This window comes from Litchfieldia alkalitelluris, from assembly GCF_002153425.1.
Lineage (GTDB): Bacteria > Bacillota > Bacilli > Bacillales > Salisediminibacteriaceae > Evansella > Evansella alkalicola.
Genome location: NZ_KZ119600.1, coordinates 970,128 through 987,479 on the forward strand (window position 1 = coordinate 970,128; position 17,352 = coordinate 987,479).

A 17,352-nucleotide genomic window follows, 5' to 3' on the forward strand; every position below is an offset into this window, starting at 1 on the left:
CTATACAAACTCTATATGTGTACTTAAAACTTTGGTAGAATGTATGTGTACAAAGTTAGGTTACGTAGGTAATGAAGATTGTGTATATCGATTATTTAAGATTTACACAATCGAAAATGTTATTTGTAAAGTGAGTGTTAAAGAATGTCTAGAATAAAATTAGAAGCGAAATTGAAAGAAGCAGTGGATCAGTTAGTCGAAGAAAAGGGATATGTAAGCATCATTGATATTCTGATTAAATTAGATAAGTTATCACAAAAAGATTATGAAAGTTGGAGAAGGGGAAAGGTTGGATATATAGAAAGAGTTGTTAACTGGAATCTAGGACAACTTAATTTTTTACTAAAGGAATTTCGTTCGTATTGTCTTAAGAAAGGCCTATCTCCATCTTGGACTGGATATCATTCTTGGGGAAAAGGAAAGAAGCGGCTACTTCAATTTAGTAAATCTGGAAATAAGGATTTGGAAGATGCCTATGCAACCCACTATGTGAGGAAAAATAAAGTACAATAAAAATGGAATATTTACGGGGTGACCGCCTCAGGTGAGTGCGAGGTCAATTCCAGTTATACTACTTTCAGGATACCCCTGCAATAGACTTAATCCAAAGGTGATGATGAAATGAGCATGGTATATGAATTGAAAGTGACACTGAAGGATGTAGGAGTTCCAGTATGGCGAAAAATACAAGTTGATAGTCATACAAGCTTCTACGACTTGCATTTAATTTTACAAACGTGTTTTGATTGGCTAGACTCTCATCTGCACCACTTTGATGTGCGGAAAACAAATGGAAAAAAGGTGGAAAATGTTTTAATTGAGCCGCCAGATGATGGGGAAGATGATTTTGGTTTTTTTGGCAGCGTAGAGTCCTTTGATGAACAGGAAGAAACTGTTGAGAAATGGCTAAAGCAAGTAAATGATAAAGTCATTTATACATATGATTTCGGAGATAACTGGGAGCATGAAATTGTACTACTTAAAAAGGTCTCAAAGGAAGTACAAGTAGAGTACCCCCGTTGTATAGGAGCAAAAAATCTTGCTCCTGAAGAGGATAGCAGGGGAGAGGTCATCATGGGGCAAGTGGATCTTGAATATCCAAATGCAAAAGCCCTAATTAAGGAAATAAACTTAGACTTAAAGGAAATTGATTTTGATCAGGACTCTGCACAAACAAGTGAACCTGATTATTGGAAAGAGCTACTATTAAAATCGAAGGAGTTCCACAAGCTGAGTCCTTGGCGTATCATGACCGATGATATGATATTTGCTATTGAAGACCCTGTTTCAGAGGAGCTGTTATTTTGCTCTGTTATGGGACAAGCAGGGGAAATGTTCGGTTTAGCTGTTTATATAGGAGAAGAAGGTTATCGCTCCCTTCTTCGAACAACGCAAGGGGAAAATACCATGAGCTTAATCGTTCAAATGCGAAGCATCACGCTTAATTTTGAGGATCGTGAGGAACTTGAAAAAGAGGAATATACTTTGATTAAAACGTATGATGTCCCATTCCGTGGCCGGAAAAGTTGGCCTAGTTACCGAAGTTATCAGCCTGGTTTTTACCCTTGGCTAATGGATAATGAAGAAGCGCGACTCATGTTGCTGGCTGTAGAGCAGGCAATAGAAGTGTTTAAGGAGATTGAAGCTGGTATGAGGCTACCAGATTTTCTGGATGAGGATGTTGTGTGTGCGAAAGTCCCATATGAGAAAAATGGGGGAATTGCTTTTGACAATGAATTCATCTTATTGGAAAACTATGGTAACGAAGCGAGTCACTCAGTTGAACTTGCTGTATCTGAGTTAGAAGTAAAGAGAGCAGCAAAACTGAAGAAGGTCGAAGCTTCCATTGAATTTGTTGTAGAATACATTGATATGCCACTTCAAGAAGAAGAAGGACAGCGCCCGATTTTTCCACTATTGGCTTTAGCAGTGGATCATCAGGCAGGCTTGATCATTCATCAAAGCGTTATACCAGAAAAACGTACGCCAGAGGTTGTTCAGGGAGAACTGTTAAAATTTTTTCAGTCTATCGGAGGAATTCCAGGAAACCTCATGATAGATGAGCAAACGGTTCAGTTGTTAGGAGCATTAAAACAAAAGTTAAATTTAAGTATTCAAACAGATAACTATTATTCGATGGCAAAAGAGGCAATTGAGGAAATGCAGAGCATGTCTCCTTTTTAAATGGAAGTAATGGTTGAATGGTTGAGCGATATTTCGTTTCCCGTTTCCTACACAGGTTTCTGATGGCTAGTGTGGGGAACGGGGTTTTTGTTACAGCCACTAAACAAATCACTTCATTTTTTCCTTTAGGAACGTTTTAAACGCATTAACCGCCTGTGACGGATAAGTATCTTTATGGTTTACTAAATAAAACATTCTAGTGGTTGTTAAATTTTCCCCATGAATAACCTCTATTACACCTGAATTAACTTCAATTTCAACTGTTCTTCGAGATAAAAAGCTAATTCCACCACCAGCGATAATAGCTTGTTTGATGGATTCTGTTGAACCTAACTCTATCATTGGAATAGATACATCAAACTTTTCCAAATGCTTCTCAATGGATTTTCTAGTATTTGATCCAGCGCTACGAACGATTAGCTTCTCATCTTGTAGATCTTGTATTTGAACATTCTCCTGTTTACTTATACGATGGTCCTTCGGTGCAACCAAAACAATTTCATCTTCTAAGAAGGCCTCTTTATTTAAAGAAGATCCTGGTATTTCCTCTGGAATCACGGCTATATCGTACAGATTCCGCTTAACTCTTTCCTTTATTTCATCTGTTGATTTAATGTCCAGTTTAATGTCGATTCCAGGGTACTCCTTCATAAATGTAATGATCATTGGAGTAAGAAAGTAATTTCCTATTGTCGTGCTAGCACCAATCGTAATAGATCCACTATGTAAGCTTTTCAAACCTTCCATAACAGATTTGGCTTTGTTTACTTGTGAAACGATTTCTTCACTAAGGCTTAGTAAAGTCCGGCCTGCATCGGTTAACTCAATGTTTCGACCCACACGATGAAATAAAGTGAGTCCAATGGTTTGTTCTAATGCTTCAATTTGCCTTGAAACTGCTGGTTGACTAATGGAAAGATCTTTAGCGACGCGGCTAAAATTCTTTTTCTTTGCCACTTCATTAAAGGTTATTAACTGATAAAATTCCATTTCCGACTCCCCTTCTTCATCTATGATTTTTTCGCATAGTTACAATGCTAAATATTCATTTCACTTATAGTATATCATGCAATATCATAAGATTCAGAGGTGAATGTACGTGAAATATAGAGATTCAGGAATGCCGGAAGAAGAAGTGTGGGAGAGTTTCTTTAATCCAGAAGTGACGTTAAAGTTATTAGAAGTAAATAAGGATATTGGGGATTTGCTTGATATTGGCACTGGTTATGGTACGTTTCTAATTCCAGCAGCGAACTTGATTTCAGGGACGGCTATCGGGATAGATATTGATGAGAAGTATCTGTCTATTTGTAAAAATGTAGTGGCTCAGCATCAAATAAAAAATGTGCAAATAATTAATGGGGATATATCGAAGGAAGTAACGCTTCATGAAGTGGCAAAGTTAACTAAACAAGTAGATTACATCAGTCTTTTTAACATTCTTCATTGTGAAAAACCAGTTGAGTTAATGAAGCAGGCGGCTAGTTTGTTAGGGACTGGCGGGAAAGTAGGAGTTATTCATTGGATTCAAGATGAAACACCGAGAGGGCCACCATCACATATCCGCCCGAAACCAGAAGATATAATTAGGTGGGGAGAGGAGGCAGGTTTAAATTTGAAAAAACAAGTGGACCTACCTCCATATCATTTCGGTTTGTTACTTGAAAAATAAAGTGGGGTGCGGACGGTTCGAGGCTTGCTGATTGTTGCATGTGTGAACGAGAGAACCGTCCCTAGGTTTAGCCAAGTGGGTTAGTACTTTCCCATGCTTTGCCTACTTGTAATAGTAGTTTTTCTGCAAGGTGGTTTCCGATTAGTTGCATGCCTGCTGGAAGTCTATTAGAGTCTAGACCCATAGGGACAGAAAGACTAGGTGTTCCAGTTAATGTAGCGGGAGCGGTGAATGGCATGCAACGTTTTGTGATTTCTAAGTTTTGTTCCACCCAATTTTCCTGAAAAGGTGGAGTAGTAATTGGAACAGTTGGTCCTACTAATACATCCACATCTTCAATTGCTTTTTTGAAGGCAGTAGTTAGTTTTCGCCTCGCTTGTTGTGCCCTGACGTATTGAGGCGTATTTAATACGAGACCGCTTTGGAAATAGATGCGTACGTCCTCTGCATAGTCTTGTAGCCTCGATTGTAACCATTCGTAATGAAAAGTTGATGCTTCCCCCGTTGTAATAACATGCCCTGCGAATTCCGCCATAGACAGTTCACTTATAGTTATTTCTTTGACTTCAGCACCAAGCTCTTCTAGTTTTTTCAAAGCATTAGTAAAAAGAAGTTCGATATCATGATCGAGTCCTTCCATAAAGAAACGAGGTACTCCAATTTTTACCCCTTTCATACCTTTCGTAAGGTTTTCCGTATAATCCGGGATTGGTGCTTTTATACTTGCAGGATCTTCAGGATCATAGCCTGCCATTTCTTGAAGCATCAAGGCCAAGTCTGAAACAGAACGTGCCATTGGTCCAGCATGATCCAATGACCAAGCTAAGGGCGCAACTCCTTTACTGCTGACTAATCCGTACGTAGGTTTTAGGCCATAGACACCACACATGGCGGCTGGGGTGCGAATGGAACCGAAAGTGTCTGTTCCCGTTGTTAGGGTGGCGAGACCTGCTGCTAGAGCCACAGCGCTTCCTCCACTTGAACCACCGGGGATATACTTCGTGTTCCATGGATTATTGGTGCGTCCATGGAATGGGTTTGTATTCGTTAATCCTCCTCCAAATTCATGCATGTTTAGTTTTCCTAACGTGATTCCACCAGCACACTCTAATTTTTTCACCGAGGTTGCAGTTGTGTCGGGTATGAAATCGCTTAGAATCTTTGAGCCGGCAGTCGTTCTCACGCCTGCTGTATAATAATTATCTTTGATTCCAATAGGGATTCCTTGGAGGGGACTTTTATATATCCCACGCATCATATCGTCTTCTACGAATTGCGCTTTTTTCAAGGCTGCATCAGGTGTAGTAGTAATATAAGCGTTCACTCGCTGATCAGCTATTCCGATTCTTTGAAAAATTGATTTCGTTACTTCGACAGGAGAAACTTGTTTTGATCTGTAGAGAGAAGCAAGTTCCGTTGCTGTCAAGGTGTAGAGCTCAGTCATGAGTAATCACCTCTGGGTCCACGATCGTGATTGGGGGTTCTTCCCTTTCCTCCAAGTCAAATTGAAGCGTTGTCTGAGCTTGATGATAAGTTTTAACTATTTCATGTATGAATGGAATATCAGATTCAATCACAGGAACGCCGTGTAAGTATAGGGTTTGCTTCAAGTGTTTGTCGTCCACAGTAATCCTCCTTATGCCTAGTAGGTTATTATCACAATATGAATCTGCTGGGGGAGTGTGCAATGGTTTAGGGTTTTAGGGTAGGAGGCAGGGTGTGGGATTTGGGAGCTTCACCTCCTACTCTTTTTTGTGAAGTGTTGAGAGAAGAGTGGAATAGGCAAGTTATGGCACTTTAATTTTGGGGACTTAGATACAGCTGTAAACGGGAGAACCGTCCCTACGTTCACGGATGAAATTTCTGAAAATTACTTGATTATTTGTTGAGGTAGGTATAACATATGTTATATAACAAATGTTATTTTGGGGCGGGGAAGGAGTTGATCATGTGCCACCTAAAGCAGAAATTACTCGGGAAAAGATTATTGATGCGGGATTTAGAGTAGTCCGGGAAGATGGGTTAGGGGAGTTGTCTGCAAGAAACATTGCGAAGAAACTAAACTGCTCAACGCAGCCAATCTACAGTTTATTTAAGAACATGGGCGAAATGAAAGATGCAGTGTATGAAAGGGTGATTGCGTTTCAGCGACAGGAGCTAGCAAACTTTAAGAGTGATCATCAATCGAAGGCATTGAATCTTGCTGTTGGAATACTTCAATTCGCCAAAAATGAGAAGCAGTTATTTCGAACGATATATCTTTCTGGGCATAAAACATACAATCTTCATGAAGAAGAGTTTATTGGGGAAGCTCTGACGTTGGATTATTTACGGGAAAGTAGCCGTGTAAAGTTTATTGACGAGCAGAAGCAACGTCAAATTTTCCTAAGTCTAACTATATATTTGATTGGTATTGGAACGATGATCAATACGGAAACGCTGGATATTGGGATTGAGGAAGGCACAGAGATGATCAGGGAAATGTATGAAGCATTGCTGTTAAGGGAAATGACACAATCAAATAATTAAGCAGAGGAGTGAGAGGACGTGAAGCTGGGGCAGAAGATTGGTGAAGGTGGCGGTTCGGACGTTTTTGAGTGGGGGAATAATCAGGTTATTAAACTAGCAAAGTCGAACTTTAGTGTTTATGGTATGGAGCTGGAGTTCAGGAATTGTCGTATTGCCTGGGAGGCTGGTCTGCATGTACCTGAAACCTTTGATTTTGTTACATGGAACAATCGGCCAGGGATTATTTATGAAAAAATTGAAGGGGTATCCTTGTATGATGTTTTTATTAAAAATTTGTCCGAAGCTGGAAAGGCGGCTAAGGATGGCGATCGTTTTTTAAAGGAGAGGGAAGGAAAGGCAGATAGCATTGGTATTACGGCCAGTGTTTTGGCAGAAATTCATCAAACGCCAATCCCAACAGGAAAATTGAAGTTACGCCCACAAAGGGAAGGATTGGAATATGCCATTAGAAATGGCAGTGATTATTTATCTCCTAGTGAGAAAGAGGTTGTCATAGAACTGTTAGATCAGATGCCAAAGAAGGAGCAGTTTTGTCACGGAGACCCGAACCCAGGAAATATCATCATCCGTGATGGGAAGCCAGTCATCATTGATTGGATGGACGCTTCTGTTGGAAGTCCAGAAGCAGATATTGCCGAATATGTCGTGATGATCAGGTATGCTGTCTTACCACCAACAATTCCAGCACAGGCTGTGGCGTTATTTGACGCCATCAGAGAGGATTTAATTAGTAGATTTATAGAAGAGTATCGTCAGTTAGCTGATCTTTCCATGGAGGATCTAGACAAGTGGATTATCATCATTGCTGCTAGAAAGCTGTTTCCTAGTGCGATTAGAGAAGAAGAAAAGGAATTACTGGCAAAGTTAGTGAGGAAAGAATCCAGTGAAATAGTCGAGAAATAGTCGGGGACCTGGTCCCCGACTATTTTGTGAACATTGCCGTTTTTAGAATCTCCTACCTCGATGATTCGTCTGATCAAAAATACCCCTGTAAAATAATTCCTCCCCAATATATAATAAACATATAATGTAACTCGTAAACGGGAGAACCGTCCCCGCGTTTACAAATGCCCGCGTTTAAGAATGGGAGGCTTAGTGATGGATGAGAAGAAGTTGATCGAGAATAAAAGGAAGTTTTGGATAGGGGTTAGTATATTAGCTGCTATTACTATTATTGTCCTTCCTTATCCACACGATCTTGCACTTGGGGAGACTGTGTTAATAGCCCTTGGTATTCCGCCATTTTCTAATATGGAAACATACACTGGCTTACACTTTGTTGGGATAAGTATGTTTATCTTGTTGATCACAGGACTAACTTTTATTGTTCAATCAATTAATAAATGGAAAGGTAGAATAGTTATTTTAACCCTCATCTTCTTACCATCAATACCTACATTCATTGTTGAAACGATACAGACTACTGTGGCTTCGGGTGTGTATGCTGTATCTTATGATAAGGATCAAAGCCATTGTTCCTTTAACACGATGGAGGAATTTAGTTTTGTTGAAATTGAATGCACCATTCCTTTGAGAAACTACCAATCAGAGGAAGTTCAATTGGAACTAGTTTTTCTAGAATCTAGAACTAGTGATATCCCAACGTATTCCCTACTAAACACAAACGGTCCATATGAAATGACATTGGGTCCTAAGACGTCCCAAACTCTAACCATTAAAGAAAGAATTAATTTGTCTGATATAGAAGGAGATTATTCTGTCTCAGGTTCTAGTTCAGTAGTAAATATCAGATTAATAGATGATGAAGGTCGGGAGCGGAGGTTGTAACCTTCGCTTTTTTACCGTTATTTCATAATTTTGAGCGCTATCAAATTGTTTATGCTTTCCTTATTGACTTTGACGTCGCGTCGTCCTTTACGCTTAAGGAGGAAAGGGGGAGACCAATGTCTTTTACAACCATTAGCCAAGTATCTAAAGACTTCAATATATCAACCCGAACGCTTCGATACTATGATCAAATTGGAGTTTTGCCCAGTTCGAAAATGGAGGATTATGCTTATCGGGTCTATGACGAAAATGCTGTAAGGCGCCTACAGCAAATTCTATTCCTCAGAAAACTACGAATTCCCTTAAAGCAAATTGAGAAGCTATTAAATAGCCAAGAAGTTTCGGACTTGGTGGATGTGTTTCGTGACAAAGTGTTGGAGCTTGATGATGAGATCACTGCACTAGAAACGATTCGTGCTATTCTTCAACAGTTAATAGAGCGATCAAAGTCACTTCCAGAAGAAACCTTGAAGTTTGATCTATTAACTGACGAAGCGATGAGAAGCGTTGCACAATCCTTGCCCCTTTCTAAAACAAAGGTGAGGGAGGAAATGAAAGTGGAAGATTTGAGCAAAGCAACCGATACAGTCAATCAGCTAAGGGACAAAGATATAAGACTTATTCATTTGCCACCAGTAACAGTTGCCGCAAGTCATTATATTGGAGAAGAGCCTGAACATCATGCAGGGGAACAGCTTGTGAAGTTTATAAAGGAGAGTGGATTACTTCAGTTAAAACCTGATGCAAGGGTATTTGGCTTTAATCATCCAAATCCTACGAAGGGAAACGAGACGTATGGATATGAAACATGGGTGACAATCCCAGACGACCTGGAAGTGAGTGCACCTCTTGTGAAAAAACAGTTTCAAGGTGGTTTGTATGCGGCACATATGATTACCTTAGGGAACTTCCATGAATGGGAATGGCTTCACAACTGGGTTTTAAACAATCAGAAGTACAAGCCGAATACCCTTGATGATAACGGGGAATACATGGGTGGAGCCCTAGAAGAACACATCAACTTCCTATATTACTTAAGTTTAGACTGGCCAGAGCATGATGATCATCAGCTAGATCTGTTATACCCTGTGAAACTAAGAAACATGAAGTAAAGCTGATAAGAACCGAAAAAGCCCCAAGAAGGAGTGTGTTCACTGCCCCTTCTTGGGGCTATTCACATCATTTTTTCACACAATTATTTGCATCAACTACTCATTCAGAAACACTCACCCTAAAATAATCAAAATCAACATACCCGCCTGTTGTTTTCGTAGCATAGTTGAATAAGGCAAAGCGATAGCCCATAAAATGATCTAATTTATAACTCATTTGAAGCGTGTTTCCAATCTCACGCCAGTCCTCATCATCGACACTATAGAAAAAAGTTGCCTTGTCTGTTTGATTTGTAAAGTCAAAATCAACCTTAAAATAAATCCTGTCCACTGTTGCAGGAAAACTTTCAACCGTTTTTTCTGAGCCGCCCATTGCGTTGACCATGACGATGTTTTTCAGGTCACCTTCCATTTTTACCCCAACAAATCCGTAGTCCTTCTGGAAAGCAGCGAGTCCCGCCACATCTCCATTCTTCATCTGCCCAATTTCCAGCGCGATGTGACCGGAGCACTTTGGCCCATAAGTTCGCTGTGTGAGCGTATTTCTAGCTTCTTCAATGGTTGCACAAGTATGGCCAGTAGTGAGTCTGAGAAAACCTGGTCGTTCTGTCAGTGACCAGTTCTCATTGTCCGGATTGTGGTTCCACTGCCACACGTTGGCTAGCTGCTCAGGTTCGTGGCTTGTTGTGCCTTGTGCTTGTGAAAACTCATCAGATGCCACAATAAGGTGATTAGTCGGAGCACCTACCGGCTGTATCGGAATAGGTATTTCTTTTGGCATATAGCCATTGTCACCAAAAACAGGCCAGTCATCTTCCCACGTAACAGGGATCACCCATGGACAACGGCCGACAGAGCCTGAATCTTGAAACAGCATGGCATACCAGCGGCCATCCACAGTGTCTACAATTCCACCTTGCGCAGTCCCTGTGTCATCTTGATCGTTGATGCAAATTCTACCTTCGTACACGCCGTCGATTTGCGAAGCACGGTGCACAACTTGCGTCCTATTCCCATTTTTTGGCCAGGCAATGGTAAAAATATAGTACATTCCATTAACTTTGTGTATGTGTGCTCCTTCAGCCTTCAGGAGGATGTTGTCTTCCGTCTGACAAGCAACAAGACTTGCGTCAGGAATGATGACCTTCTGAAGTCCCCCTTCTTTGATGGCCGTGGCATCACTTGTAAGCTCCACCACTTTAATGTCGCCCCCATCATAAACCATATAAACACGCCCGTCATCATCAAATAGTAAGGACATGTCATGGTAATAGCCATCGATTGTATAGCGGCTCCAAGTACCAGTTTCAATATTTTCTGTTTGAAAAATGTATGTTTCCTGTGTCGACAAGGAGCCTACTGCTAAATAAAATGTGCCATCGTGGTATCGGAGGCTACTCGCCCATGACCCTTTCCCATACTCGTTTTTCCCATTACAAAGAGTCTGTTCTTCTCGGTTTGCGAGAATATCATAGACATAATTGACGATTTCCCAATTGACTAGGTCGTGGGACTTCATGATAGGAACGCCAGGATTCATGTGCATGGTGGTGCTGCTCATATAGAACACATCGCCGACCCTAATGACATCAGGGTCTGGAACATCAGCCCAAATGACTGGGTTTGTAAAAAATGTATGAGACTGTTTTGAACTATGTATTTTACTCATTTAGTTATTCCCTTTCTCCATGGTTTTTCTAGCTAGTTTAATTAGGTGATTGGGTATATATTCGGGAGAAGGGCCCGGGTCTCCTTCATCTAAATTGGTTTCTGTTATTGGAATTGGTGAACTTGTCCTTGAGATTGAGGAATGGAGACAGAGTTAGAGGGAAACTAGGATTTGAGTCTTCATTATTGGAAAATGAAGACTGAAGTGGAGGGAAAACGTGAATTGAGTTTCCATTATTGGAAAATGAAGACTGAAGTGGAGGGGAAACGTGAATTGAGTCTTCATTATTGGAGAATGAAGACTGAACTGATGGAAAAACGTGATTTGAGTCTTCATTATTGGAAAATGAAGACTGAACTGATGGGAAACGTGGATTTGAGTCTTCATTATTGGAAAATGAAGACTGAAGTGGAGGGAAAAACGTGATTTGAGTCTCCATTATTGGAAAATGAAGACTGAAGTGATGGAAAAACGTGAATTGAGTCTTCATTATTGGAAAATGAAGACTGAAATGGAGGGAAAACGTGAATTGAGTCTTCATTATTGGTAAATGAAGACTGAGTTAGAGGGAAACGTGGATTTGAGTCTTCATTATAGGAAAATGAAGACTGAAGTGGAGGGAAAACGTGAATTGAGTCTTCATTATTGGAAAATAGAGATAGACAGCGTTGAATTAGCAAATAATTATTTACAAAAATGCGGCCAAGAATCCGCCAAGCAGTGAAATCCTGTCCGCATTTTTTAGAACTTCCATAGTAAGACAAACTAATATCAGAACCTGTAATCCTCTCAATATAGAAAACAACTAATATCCAATCTAGTGTCTGCCCGCAAAATTATCTCGCTCTCCCAAACCCCAAACCTCTATTCCCTAAACTTATCATAAGATTCGTCTATTTCGGGTACATTCATCCACCATATATCACCAGCGCCAGGTTTGTCTTGATCCATCGTGGGAAGGAAAGGAACCAATAAGATGAAAGACAAAGTTAGAATAATAAATATGATTTTTTTCCTCAACTACAACAAGCTCCCTCCTAGAACGGTAATGTGAAGAAAGTGCCACTAAAGAAAATCCACGCTGCAAGTAAAGTAAGGATGATATTTAGTAACTGGCCAACGATATATAAGATGATTGGCTTACCGCCGCGAACCCCTTTGGCTAAAACTTTAAAGTTAGATTCTAAACCAATGCTGACGAATGCCAGAGTGAAGAAAAGGTTGCGATAACTATCTACGGCAGGTAGTGCTGCTTCCACTGTTTGTTCAGGTAACAGGAAGGAAAACACGAGTGATGCACCGATGAAACCGATAATAAATTTAGGCATACGAACCCAGATTTCTTTAGCGGACACATTCTTTTTCCCCTGACCAACAGCTTGATCTTGCCCTTGAGACCGTGATACGAAGAAGAGAGCAATGGCAACTGCGACAAAACCGATTAGGATGTTTTGCACCATTTTTATAACGGAAGCAACTTCCATCGCACTTTCTCCGAGCATTGAACCTGCTGCAACAACAGCTCCTGTTGCATCGATGGTTCCTCCTAACCAAGCCCCACCAACGATTGGATCCATGCCAAGTAGTGAGACCAATGCAGGCATACCAAGCATCATGAGGATGGTGAAAATAAGAGTAATTGATATTGCCAACGTTATTTCTTCTTTTTTCGCCTTAGCTGCTGTACCTGAAGCTATTGCTGCCGAGACACCGCAAACAGCCGTTGCAGACGAAATGGTAACTGCTAACTCCCGTTGGTCGTTCATTTTTAAGACCCGTTGGGAAAACAAGTACATGACAATGATGACAATAGGAGTGACGATCCATGCAACACCGACCCCAAGCATCCCGAGTGCTAGCATTCTATCAAATAAAATGGACGCGCCAAGAAGCACCAATCCAGTTTTAATATAAAGCTCCGTTTTCAATGCGCTCTTTAAGAATTCAGGTGTTTTAAATACATTACTAATGACTAACCCAATGACTAACGCCCAGATCACATCGTTAAAACCATAGTGTCGTAATGGACCGTACTGTCCAATAACATAGGCGCCTATAGTCAAGATAAATAGGGCAGGGAACGCGACGAGGAACTTTTTATGTTCATTTTTTGTCAAAAATCGAGTCGATATCCAGAACACGGCAAGTGCAATCAAACCTGTTAAAAGAATCGCTGGTACTTTGTCTAGGGGGAGGGAGTGGAATATACTCTCATTGCCTTCTGTTCCCCATCTACTAGGAAGTGTTGCACCAGGGAAGGCGGCAACAATGATTAGTGAGATAAGTCCGAATCCTAACCAAACGGCCCACCAATCTTCCGTATTTAATGCATGTTTCTTATTAGGTTTGTTTTCTTGGTCTTGCCCCGAGGGATTCTTCTCATTATTTTGATTTGGAATATTTCTTTCTTCTAATGCCATAACTTATTAGCTCCTCTCAAGCTATTTTTTGTGTAAAAATAGCTATTAGATTTTTTATGAAGAAGCCCTCGGTTGTCCGCTAGACTTAAATTATTTTTTTGTGAAAACTAGAGTGTGTGGGTGGTGATGGTGTGCTTAATTATGAGAATGAAGTTGTGCTAATGTAATGCTGCCGCGAATGATATGAGTTTAATTATTATTTTTTGGCTTATCAAAACGCTTCTTTTCTGTTGCATCTATTTGGGTGATTTCATTGTTATGTATCGTAATGGTGATGGATCCATACTCTATTTTTTCAATTAGCTTTTTCAATTCTTCTATATAGATTGCTTCATTTTTGTTCAACATCATTCCCTCCTAGATTTTAAATGGTTGAAGTCTTCAGCAAAGTGAATGCTGAATCATGATAGTAAATTCGTAATACTTTATAAAACACATTAGTTAACTCGGGTTTATATGTATATGTGTAGTGTGTTGGTTTTAATACGGAAAAAATGGTGTGAAATGTGATATATTAGTAAGTTTGTAAATTTTGTATATGATCTATAATATTCCGATAATTCCTACCTGTCAAGTGGTATTTAGGAGGATTATGTTTATTTGCGTTCACAGAAAGTTCAGGGGCCTGGTCCCCGAACAAAAATTCGGGGACCAGGCCCCTGAACTTTCTGAATTTTCTTCTTATGAATAGTTTCCCTTTGATTTGTGGACAATAACTTATATTTTAGAAAGGAAATATATACTTATTGATTGGCAATAAGTGGTGTAAGGGGGCACAGTCATAGTATGAAATATTTAAAAGGGAGACTCTCTACTAACCCATTCATTTTCCTTTCTATCCTCCACTTTCTAATGTTAATTTATACGTTCCTAAAGAGTCAGGAGAAGAAAAAGCTTTTTATATTATTACTTTCAAATATTGGGAAAGCCTACATTTTTGATTATATTATTGTTGGAAAACTAAAAGCATACAAATATAAGCCTAATGTTCTAAAAAATAAATATTTAGATCATATATTAGGCGTGATGTTTTCACAATCCTTTTTTGTGCCAATAACAGCAGTTTTTATCACTGCCTTCCGATTCGGGTGGAAGGTCAAGTTACTATTCTCCCTCTACTTTTTTGCAATAGAAAAACTGTTCCTAAAACTTAAAATACACCAGGTTTATTGGTGGCGTACGTATTATACTTTTTTCTTTATCAACTTTTATTTTTGGCTAAGTGACAAGTGGTTTGAAAGACTAAAAGAGCACCAACCAGTAGTAACTTTTATATCCTTATACAATGTAGTTGAGGTAACTTGGAAAACAATTTGGCTGCCATTTGCTCTATTGAAGAAAGCTAGATTTGGCACGGGGAAACGGTATACATGGAAGGAGCACTTTAGTATTACCCCACTATATACATATAGTTTATCAATGATGATGACATGGATACTAAAAAGGGGTGGAATGATTTCCTATGGATTTTTCCTATGTGTTGTAATCATTGTAGATAAAGCTCTAAGGCATTTGAAATTACTAAAAGTAACTTCTTATAAATATATACTATTTATTCACTTGTCCACCTTATTACTGGGGAAGATGTATAAGACGTGGATCTATGAGTAATGACAATATCTGTTTTTTGATAAGAGTAGGAGATGGATAGACTACTCCTTATCTGTGAAAACACATTGAATGAATATTATTTTAAAAAAGGAAATAGAGCTCCAGCACCGAAGTATGTAAGATGAAGAATGAGAATTATAAGGAGTTGTCATTAATGCGAAAAAGCATGGGTAAGCCTATTGTTCTTGGTCTTGTATTATCCTTATTCGTACATCCATTTGGTTTTGCAGCTGTGTCTGCAGAAGAAGGTGAACTTCCACATGCATTGGAAGTTCCTGCAATGGATGAAAGGTTTGAAGAATCCTTTTCTATCGGTGCAGCTATTGAACCATTCCAATTAGATGGAGAATCAGGACAAATTCTAGATTATCATTATAATAGTGTTGTAGCTGAGAATGCCATGAAGCCAGAGTCTCTTCAACCATCAGAAGGACAATTTGACTGGGAGGGTGCCGATAGAATTGCGGACTACGCTAGGGAAAACGATATTGAGCTTCGTTTTCACACACTAGTATGGCACAACCAAGTACCAGGCTGGTTCTTTCTAGATGAAGACGGTAATTCAATGGTTGAAGAAGAAGATAATGCAAAACGGGAAGAGAACAAACAGCTATTATTAGAAAGACTGGAAATGCATATTCAAGAAGTTGTGGAACGATACGGCGATGTTGTTACGTCTTGGGATGTAGTCAATGAAGTGATTGATGATGATCAGCCAAATGAGCAAGGTCTACGTGAATCGCCATGGTATCAGATTGCAGGTGACGACTATATCAGAACTGCTTTTGAAGCTACTAGAAGATTTGCTGGCGAAGATGCAATGCTTTATATTAATGACTACAATACGGAAGTGGAACCAAAACGTACTAATTTATATAATTTAGTCGTTGATTTAATCGAAGAGGGTGTTCCGATTGATGGTGTTGGTCACCAGTCTCATATCCAGCTTGGTTGGCCATCTATTGACGATATGAGAGAAACGTATGAAATGTTTGCTGAGTTAGGTTTAGATCAACAAATAACAGAGCTTGATGTTAGTATTTATGGTTGGCCTCCAAGTGGAGAATTCAAATCCGAAGAGGAAATTCCAGATAGCATTCTTGAAGAGCAAGCAGAACGCTATGAAGCTATCTTTAGTTTATATGAAGAGTTTAGAGATGAGATAAGTAATGTAACCTTCTGGGGAATTGGTGACAACCACACATGGTTAGATGACCGTGCACAGGAGCATAGTGACGATGGAGCAGGGAAAGATGCACCATTTGTGTTTGATACTGAATACAATGTGAAGCCTGCTTATTATGCCATAATGGGCTTTGAACAAGGGGAACTGTTCGATGCAGACACATCAACGAATTTTCCTCTCATCATTATTGGTGGTGTAGGTATTTTAATTGTAGTTGGAATTCTCTTATTAAGAAGAAGGCGTCTACCAGGTGAGTAAAGACTAAGGACTAAGGACATAATTTGTTAAGTACTTTTACTTTAGTTAGTTTTTGTGAAAGGATAGGTGTTGATGCGAGCTATAGGCTTGTGGAAGCACCTATCCTTCCTTTTTTGTAGACTGAAACCGAGCTGGAAGCGGGTTTGAGTTTCTGATTTGCGGAAGTGTATATTATGGGGCAGAAATTCCGCCGTTTTTCACGGATACTACGGATTACTTAGCTGAATCACAATATTATCTGCTTCATCAGTCACTATGCCAATATTATAGGTGCCTAGCTCAGCTTGGATCTCAATAAACCCTTCTGCTAAACCCTCAACAAATTTTTCCCATAAAACTTCATTGTTCCTTTCCATATAAAGTGCAACTTCACCTGTACCTACCTCAACAGTATAGGGGATAAGGAGTAATCCTTCACCTTCCACAGTGAAATCAGTGAGATGATAATCTCCCTTTAGTTTTCCAATAGATACTTGTAGGTTTCCGTTATGTACAACTCGTGATTCATTAATGACCATATTGTCAGCAAAAATAAAAACTACTGCAGTAAATCCAATAATAATAAATCCAAATATTCCACCAATAATTAGGAGTCTTTTTGTGTCTATATCCTTGAAAATATAGGCGTTTAACCTATATACAACCCTAAATAGTATTGGAAAAACAATGGCGAAAACTAGAATTGGAACAAGGTCCAATGTTAAGACAGTGACAGAGACAAGAAACACGAAGTAGATGACGATAAAAAACCAGTATGCTGCTAATAAAAACTTGTTATTTCGTTCGGGTTTCCCAAATATAAATTCTATCGCTTTTTTCATCAAATAATTCCCCCTTCACACCAATATATGCAGAACAATAGTAGCACATTTGTTTAAAAGATTTAATAAATTTGATTTGTCGAAAAAGGTCACAATTTCGAG

At 39.4% G+C, this 17,352-nt stretch carries 20 protein-coding genes; 12 read left to right on the forward strand and 8 right to left on the reverse strand.

Annotation, left to right across the window (positions count from 1 at the left end; translation table 11 throughout):
• Positions 1-144 precede the first annotated feature (144 nt).
• Positions 145-513: a hypothetical protein gene (locus BW724_RS04520; RefSeq protein WP_088073962.1), complete on the forward strand. Its 369-nt coding sequence runs from the start codon at positions 145-147 to the stop codon at positions 511-513.
• Between the two features lie 108 nt (positions 514-621).
• Positions 622-2,184: a plasmid pRiA4b ORF-3 family protein gene (locus tag BW724_RS04525; protein WP_088073964.1), complete on the forward strand. Its 1,563-nt coding sequence runs from the start codon at positions 622-624 to the stop codon at positions 2,182-2,184.
• A gap of 108 nt (positions 2,185-2,292) precedes the next feature.
• On the opposite strand, the gene BW724_RS04530 is transcribed toward BW724_RS04525, so the two are convergent.
• Complete coding sequence (locus BW724_RS04530) at positions 2,293-3,174, reverse strand: LysR family transcriptional regulator (RefSeq protein ID WP_088073966.1); 882 nt, start codon at positions 3,172-3,174, stop codon at positions 2,293-2,295.
• 109 nt (positions 3,175-3,283) lie between these two features.
• Between BW724_RS04530 and BW724_RS04535 the strand changes: the two genes are divergently transcribed.
• Positions 3,284-3,856 (forward strand): class I SAM-dependent methyltransferase, encoded by a 573-nt coding sequence (locus BW724_RS04535; protein ID WP_088073967.1) that lies wholly within the window; start codon positions 3,284-3,286, stop codon positions 3,854-3,856.
• Positions 3,857-3,923: 67 nt separating this feature from the next.
• On the opposite strand, the gene BW724_RS04540 is transcribed toward BW724_RS04535, so the two are convergent.
• Positions 3,924-5,300 (reverse strand): amidase, encoded by a 1,377-nt coding sequence (locus tag BW724_RS04540; RefSeq protein ID WP_088073969.1) that lies wholly within the window; start codon positions 5,298-5,300, stop codon positions 3,924-3,926.
• Positions 5,293-5,481: a hypothetical protein gene (locus BW724_RS04545; protein WP_088073971.1), complete on the reverse strand. Its 189-nt coding sequence runs from the start codon at positions 5,479-5,481 to the stop codon at positions 5,293-5,295. Before BW724_RS04545 ends, BW724_RS04540 begins: the two co-directional genes overlap by 8 nt.
• Before the next feature lie 325 nt (positions 5,482-5,806).
• On the opposite strand from BW724_RS04545, the gene BW724_RS04550 reads away from it, so the two are divergent.
• From BW724_RS04550 to BW724_RS04565, 4 genes are all read left to right on the forward strand, one after another.
• Complete coding sequence (locus tag BW724_RS04550; RefSeq protein ID WP_088073973.1) at positions 5,807-6,385, forward strand: TetR/AcrR family transcriptional regulator; 579 nt, start codon at positions 5,807-5,809, stop codon at positions 6,383-6,385.
• A gap of 18 nt (positions 6,386-6,403) precedes the next feature.
• Entirely contained in the window at positions 6,404-7,288 is an 885-nt protein-coding gene (locus BW724_RS04555) for an aminoglycoside phosphotransferase family protein (protein WP_088073975.1), read from the forward strand.
• A gap of 195 nt (positions 7,289-7,483) precedes the next feature.
• Positions 7,484-8,173: a hypothetical protein gene (locus tag BW724_RS04560; protein ID WP_088073977.1), complete on the forward strand. Its 690-nt coding sequence runs from the start codon at positions 7,484-7,486 to the stop codon at positions 8,171-8,173.
• A gap of 116 nt (positions 8,174-8,289) precedes the next feature.
• Positions 8,290-9,285, forward strand: coding sequence for an effector binding domain-containing protein (locus BW724_RS04565; protein WP_088073979.1), 996 nt, complete (start codon positions 8,290-8,292; stop codon positions 9,283-9,285).
• A 100-nt stretch (positions 9,286-9,385) separates the two neighbouring features.
• Here BW724_RS04565 and BW724_RS04570 read toward each other — a convergent pair whose 3' ends face one another.
• Positions 9,386-10,954, reverse strand: a complete 1,569-nt coding sequence (locus BW724_RS04570) for a glycoside hydrolase family 43 protein (RefSeq protein ID WP_088073982.1) — start codon at positions 10,952-10,954, stop codon at positions 9,386-9,388.
• Between the two features lie 171 nt (positions 10,955-11,125).
• Between BW724_RS04570 and BW724_RS04575 the strand changes: the two genes are divergently transcribed.
• From BW724_RS04575 to BW724_RS23940, 3 genes are read left to right on the forward strand one after another with little or no spacing between them, the layout of a single operon-like run.
• The gene (locus BW724_RS04575) at positions 11,126-11,380 is read left to right on the forward strand and encodes a hypothetical protein (protein WP_088073984.1); all 255 of its coding nucleotides are present in this window, start codon (positions 11,126-11,128) and stop codon (positions 11,378-11,380) included.
• 1 nt (position 11,381) lies between these two features.
• Positions 11,382-11,504 carry a hypothetical protein gene (locus BW724_RS24245; protein ID WP_268876141.1) on the forward strand — a complete coding sequence of 41 codons (123 nt, stop codon included), beginning with the start codon at positions 11,382-11,384 and terminating at the stop codon, positions 11,502-11,504.
• Positions 11,505-11,534: 30 nt separating this feature from the next.
• The gene (locus BW724_RS23940; RefSeq protein ID WP_205160361.1) at positions 11,535-11,678 is read left to right on the forward strand and encodes a hypothetical protein; all 144 of its coding nucleotides are present in this window, start codon (positions 11,535-11,537) and stop codon (positions 11,676-11,678) included.
• A 140-nt stretch (positions 11,679-11,818) separates the two neighbouring features.
• Here BW724_RS23940 and BW724_RS23485 read toward each other — a convergent pair whose 3' ends face one another.
• The 3 genes from BW724_RS23485 to BW724_RS04585 form a co-directional block, all read right to left on the reverse strand.
• Positions 11,819-11,974: a hypothetical protein gene (locus BW724_RS23485; protein ID WP_176371295.1), complete on the reverse strand. Its 156-nt coding sequence runs from the start codon at positions 11,972-11,974 to the stop codon at positions 11,819-11,821.
• 17 nt (positions 11,975-11,991) lie between these two features.
• On the reverse strand, positions 11,992-13,374 hold the full coding sequence (locus BW724_RS04580; protein ID WP_088073986.1) for a YeiH family protein: 1,383 nt from the start codon (positions 13,372-13,374) through the stop codon (positions 11,992-11,994).
• 189 nt (positions 13,375-13,563) lie between these two features.
• Positions 13,564-13,722 carry a YezD family protein gene (locus BW724_RS04585; protein WP_088073988.1) on the reverse strand — a complete coding sequence of 53 codons (159 nt, stop codon included), beginning with the start codon at positions 13,720-13,722 and terminating at the stop codon, positions 13,564-13,566.
• A gap of 438 nt (positions 13,723-14,160) precedes the next feature.
• Between BW724_RS04585 and BW724_RS04590 the strand changes: the two genes are divergently transcribed.
• Positions 14,161-14,985, forward strand: coding sequence for a hypothetical protein (locus BW724_RS04590; RefSeq protein WP_088073990.1), 825 nt, complete (start codon positions 14,161-14,163; stop codon positions 14,983-14,985).
• 154 nt (positions 14,986-15,139) lie between these two features.
• Positions 15,140-16,429: an endo-1,4-beta-xylanase gene (locus BW724_RS04595; protein ID WP_088073992.1), complete on the forward strand. Its 1,290-nt coding sequence runs from the start codon at positions 15,140-15,142 to the stop codon at positions 16,427-16,429.
• Between the two features lie 206 nt (positions 16,430-16,635).
• On the opposite strand, the gene BW724_RS04600 is transcribed toward BW724_RS04595, so the two are convergent.
• Positions 16,636-17,250 carry a hypothetical protein gene (locus BW724_RS04600; protein ID WP_088073993.1) on the reverse strand — a complete coding sequence of 205 codons (615 nt, stop codon included), beginning with the start codon at positions 17,248-17,250 and terminating at the stop codon, positions 16,636-16,638.
• Between the last annotated feature and the right edge of the window lie 102 nt (positions 17,251-17,352).